At 64.0% G+C, this 3,899-nt stretch carries 5 protein-coding genes; 1 reads left to right on the top strand and 4 read right to left on the bottom strand.

Annotated features, from left to right (window positions below):
- Positions 1-178: 178 nt before the first annotated feature.
- Entirely contained in the window at positions 179-370 is a 192-nt protein-coding gene (locus tag DYI24_RS22825) for a hypothetical protein (protein WP_012495068.1), read from the bottom strand.
- A 684-nt stretch (positions 371-1,054) separates the two neighbouring features.
- Between DYI24_RS22825 and DYI24_RS22820 the strand changes: the two genes are divergently transcribed.
- A complete protein-coding gene (locus tag DYI24_RS22820; protein ID WP_107343469.1) occupies positions 1,055-1,888 on the top strand; it encodes an NAD(+)--dinitrogen-reductase ADP-D-ribosyltransferase in 834 nt (277 codons plus the stop codon).
- A 188-nt stretch (positions 1,889-2,076) separates the two neighbouring features.
- On the opposite strand, the gene DYI24_RS22815 is transcribed toward DYI24_RS22820, so the two are convergent.
- The 3 genes from DYI24_RS22815 to anfO all read right to left on the bottom strand — a co-directional run.
- Positions 2,077-2,607: a pyridoxamine 5'-phosphate oxidase family protein gene (locus DYI24_RS22815; protein WP_164573956.1), complete on the bottom strand. Its 531-nt coding sequence runs from the start codon at positions 2,605-2,607 to the stop codon at positions 2,077-2,079.
- A gap of 57 nt (positions 2,608-2,664) precedes the next feature.
- Positions 2,665-3,255 (bottom strand): gamma-glutamylcyclotransferase family protein, encoded by a 591-nt coding sequence (locus tag DYI24_RS22810; RefSeq protein WP_164573955.1) that lies wholly within the window; start codon positions 3,253-3,255, stop codon positions 2,665-2,667.
- On the bottom strand, positions 3,252-3,899 hold a 648-nt coding region (gene anfO, locus DYI24_RS22805; RefSeq protein WP_164573954.1), incomplete at its 5' end, for a Fe-only nitrogenase accessory protein AnfO. The genes DYI24_RS22810 and anfO, both read right to left, overlap by 4 nt.

Raw genomic sequence — 3,899 nt, 5'->3', positions numbered from 1 at the left:
CCGGCGGCCATTTCGAAATCCGCGGCGGGGCGAGATCGGCATTTCCCGATCCTGCGCTGCCGCAGAAGATTCGTGTCGTGAGCGCGGCTCATGGTGCCAGCCGCGCCTCCGCGACGATCACGTCACGAAAGCGGCTTTGCCGAGCCGTTCTGGGGGTGAGAAACGCCGCCGCTCCGGGCTATTGCAGCCGCGGACGGCCTTCCTTCCAGCAGCGGGTCGCGGCCTTCTGGGCGGCGACCAGCGAACCGAACGAGCGGCGCTCCAGACTGTTGAAGTCGTGATGCGCGGCGAAGAAGCAAAACTTGCGTCCGTCCCGGACGACGATGCCGGCAGTGCGGGCTTGAACTTCGATAACGTAAGCGTCGGACATGACTCTCCCACTGGCAAAGCCAGCGCCTTCTGATCTCTGATGATGTCGGTGGTGTCGAAACGGTGTCGGCGTTAGCCGAGGGTCATTCGACAGCTACAACAGAGGCCGGAGCGGGAGAGTGCGTGGCCCGACGAGATCACGCCGCGCGAGGCCGAGACGAGCGCAAGCGGAGTACCGAATTGCGGTGCAGTTAAGTCAGCAATGGCCGAGATGTTGGCGTTCATGAGCCGATCTCCGTCAACAAAGGAGCCCACGAGCCGTGTCGTGGCGCTTTAGCGATTAAACCCGCGGCGCAAGCTGCTCCGTCAAATCCCGCGATCCGCGCTCACGAAGAACATCGGACGAGCCAACTCTGCCAAACGCCGTTGTGAAGTCAACGTGCGCCGAAAAATAAGATCGATTTGGCGCGGGATCGGGCGAATGAGAAAACGCCGCGGTTTGCGCGATCGGATGAAGAGAACTTTCTGCTGCGGCGCACGCACCCGCGAACCGGTTCGAAACAGGCACTCTGTTCGCGACTCTCTGTTGAGTACGGAAATGATGGCTCGCTTGAAGAGGTGCCATTCAGGATGAGTTGCGAGTCACTCGTAATCAGAGCCGCTGCCCCCCTCCGACAGGTGGGCTTGATGAGGGACTGATGTCCCGATCAAATGTCGCGTCGGCACTCCGGTCTCGCAGCCCCGCATGGACGAACCTATCCCTTCTCCTCCGGTGAGCGAGGATCCCGAACGCTGGTACTGCACCAATATGGTGGGCGTCCCGGTCGGGCTGATCGGCTCGACGGCGTTCAATCGCTGCCTGCGGCGGATCACCATCCATGGCACGCGAGAGACCCATCCGGGGCTGTTCCGGCTGCTGGCCGCCTGCGAGTATCCGGCGACGGCCGCCGAAGTGTTCGAGCACTACATGGAGCTGGAGTTCGGCCTCGCGCCGGGAGCGCAGCAGCCCGGCTCAGCGCGGCATCCGACCAGCTATCTCGATCTGCTACGCGGCTGGGGCGTCGAGTCCGATTGCCCGAAGGCGGCGGTACTGAAGGGCTGGGTCGAGAGCCGGTTCGGTCTGGTGCCGACCTTTCACAAGCAGCGGCTCGGACTATTTCCGTCGGCGGCGTGGGCGACCTATCTGCAGGAGAAGACCGACGTCCGCTTTCACAACAACTGCATCTTCCAGCAATTCGATTTGCTGTACGAATATTGCCAATGGAGCATCCGCCGCTTCAAGACACCGGGCCCGCGTTTCGTGCGGTTGTGGCGCGGCACCAATGATGTCGAGCAGCAGCTGGTCGAGGGCGATGCAAGGCAGCGGCTATGCACCGTGCGGCTGAACAATCTGGTGTCGTTCAGCGACTCCAAAGAACGCGCCGAGGAGTTCGGTGACTGGGTGCTGGAGACCGAGGTGCCGACGGTGAAGCTGCTGTTCTTTCCCGGCCTTCTGCAGCGCCAGGTGCTCGGCTATGAAGGCGAGTTCCTGGTGATCGGCGGCAACTACAAGGTGCGCGCGTATCACGGGTGGTTTTGAGGGACGTTGTCCAGGATATCGCAGCGGTTCGCCGAAGGCCTTTCAACGCGTCATTCCGGGGCGCTCGCGTCAGCGAGCGAACCCGGAATCTTGTCGTTCGAGGCACCAGCGGGCTTTCGACAACCTCGGGATTCCGGGTTCGCGGCCTTTGGGCCGCGCCCCGGAATGACGTGCGGTGGTAGGAGTGATCAATCCGTCTCGCCGGGCTGCTCGGGACGGGGCTCGCCGAAGCCGTAGGCCTTGCCCTTGATGCTGTCGATGTCGATCCGGATCACCTTGGTGATGCCGAGCTTTTCCGCCGGATAGTCGAACTTGCGGTCGGTAAAGCGGCTGACGATCAGGTCGAGCGCCCTGGTCTTCTCGGCGACGTCGTCGACGAAGCTGGCGCGGCCGAAGCCGATCACGGTGCGGTGCTTGGCTTCGAAATCACAGGCCGCCTCGGCCGTCACAACGCCGTTCTCGGTCGTCACTTCGAAGCAGACGCGGTTGTTGGTCTTGAGGATCTCGATTTTGGTGCCGGCGCTGGCCGAATGGACATACAGCGCCTTGCCGTCGAAGCCGTAGAACACCGGCACCAGGAAAGGCACGTTGTCGCGCGCCAGCGCCAGATGCAGCACTCTGTCGCTCGCCAGGATCGCGTCGATCTCGGCGCGGTCGGTGATTTCGCGGCTCCGCCGCCGCATCGGTCGGGACAACAGGTCGGAGGCGGGGTCGGTCATTCCAAGTCTCCTAATGGCGCGGTGCTCCGGCTTTGCCGAGACCGCTGGATCGGATTGTCAGCAGGCGCAGGACAGCTTCGAGGCCAGTGCCTTGATGTCGGTGTTCATCTTCGGCACCGGATAGCGCGGCTGCACCGCAGGGCAGGCTTCGAGCGCTGCGATCACATGCGCCGGCAGGCCCCGGGCGCGTGCGCCGGCGAGGATGAAGTCGAGATAGTCGCGGCTTGCCGGCTGCTGCGGCCCCATCTCGGTCTTGCGGTGAAACAGCGCGTCGAGCGCCTGGCCGTGCTCGTCGATCACTTCGACCGGGTAGTGGAAGTACGATCCGCCGCCGTCGAGCTTGACGCCCTGCCAGGCATCGAAGCGGTCGAGCTCGGTGGCCGATAGCTCGTAGAGCACGCCCCACACCTCAGCGCCGGGTTCATCCACCAGGGTTTCGAGGCCGCTGTCCCAGATTTCGGAATGGCCGTGGAAGCCGAGCCGGTAGTCGGGCAGCCGGGCGATCGCGCGGATCTTCGGTTGGCACAGCCGCACCATGATGTGCTCGGGGTTCAGCGTCGCCCCATAGGCAAACAGCAGCGTGGTCGGACGGCGGGCGGGTTTCGCGCGCGGAACGGTCGGGAGCGGCGTGGTGATTGTCGGGGTCATGTCGCCTCAGCCTGTTGTTTCGGGGTGATGGTGGCGGCGACGCCGAGGCCTGGCAGCTCCATGATCTCGGCATCCATGTTGAGCGCGCGCATGGCACGGGAGAACCAGCGCGGAATGTGGTCGCAGACGAGGTCGAGCTGACGGAATGGCGTGCCGGTGAGGAACGGGATCAGAATGTCCCAGGAATTCAGCCCGGGATCGTCCTGCAGGAGCCGCACCAGATCGAGCCGGAAGTGACCGCTGTCGTCATCGCCGACCAGCACTGGCTTGATGTCGTCGAGATCATTGCCTGCGCCATCCTGGTGATGGCGCCGTCGGCGTGAGCGCCGCTCGGCTCTGGCGGCCTTCACACTCTGCTGTGCGCGCTCGTTCTCTTTGCGGGCGATGGTCTCGAGCTGGGTGAACAGCGGGCCGTGCGACTGCCAGGTCTGCACGCCCATCTCCTGCAGCAGTGAATTGACGACGCCGCGCACGCTCCTGGAGAGAAACAGACGGCAATCTTCCAGCTCGGGGACCATCGCGGCGAGCGATGCGTGGATCTCGGCCAGCCCATCGTCCGGCCGCACCGCGAAGCGGATCGTCTTGCGGACCTTCCAGACTTCGCCCTGCTGCTCGAACAGCAAGATCACGCCCTTGTCCGAGAC

The organism is Rhodopseudomonas sp. BR0C11, from assembly GCF_010820945.1.
GTDB classification, from domain to species: Bacteria; Pseudomonadota; Alphaproteobacteria; order Rhizobiales; family Xanthobacteraceae; genus Rhodopseudomonas; species Rhodopseudomonas palustris_H.
Note: the sequence above shows the minus strand (reverse complement) of the source record. Positions and strands in the feature narration are given on the sequence as shown.

Excerpts from the sequence above, each read along its gene's own strand:
- DYI24_RS22825 (WP_012495068.1), bottom strand. The coding sequence starts at position 370 with ATGTCCGACGCTTACGTTATCGAAGTTCAAGCCCGCACTGCCGGCATC.
- DYI24_RS22820 (WP_107343469.1), top strand. The coding sequence starts at position 1,055 with ATGGACGAACCTATCCCTTCTCCTCCGGTGAGCGAGGATCCCGAACGC.
- DYI24_RS22815 (WP_164573956.1), bottom strand. The coding sequence starts at position 2,607 with ATGACCGACCCCGCCTCCGACCTGTTGTCCCGACCGATGCGGCGGCGG.
- DYI24_RS22810 (WP_164573955.1), bottom strand. The coding sequence starts at position 3,255 with ATGACCCCGACAATCACCACGCCGCTCCCGACCGTTCCGCGCGCGAAA.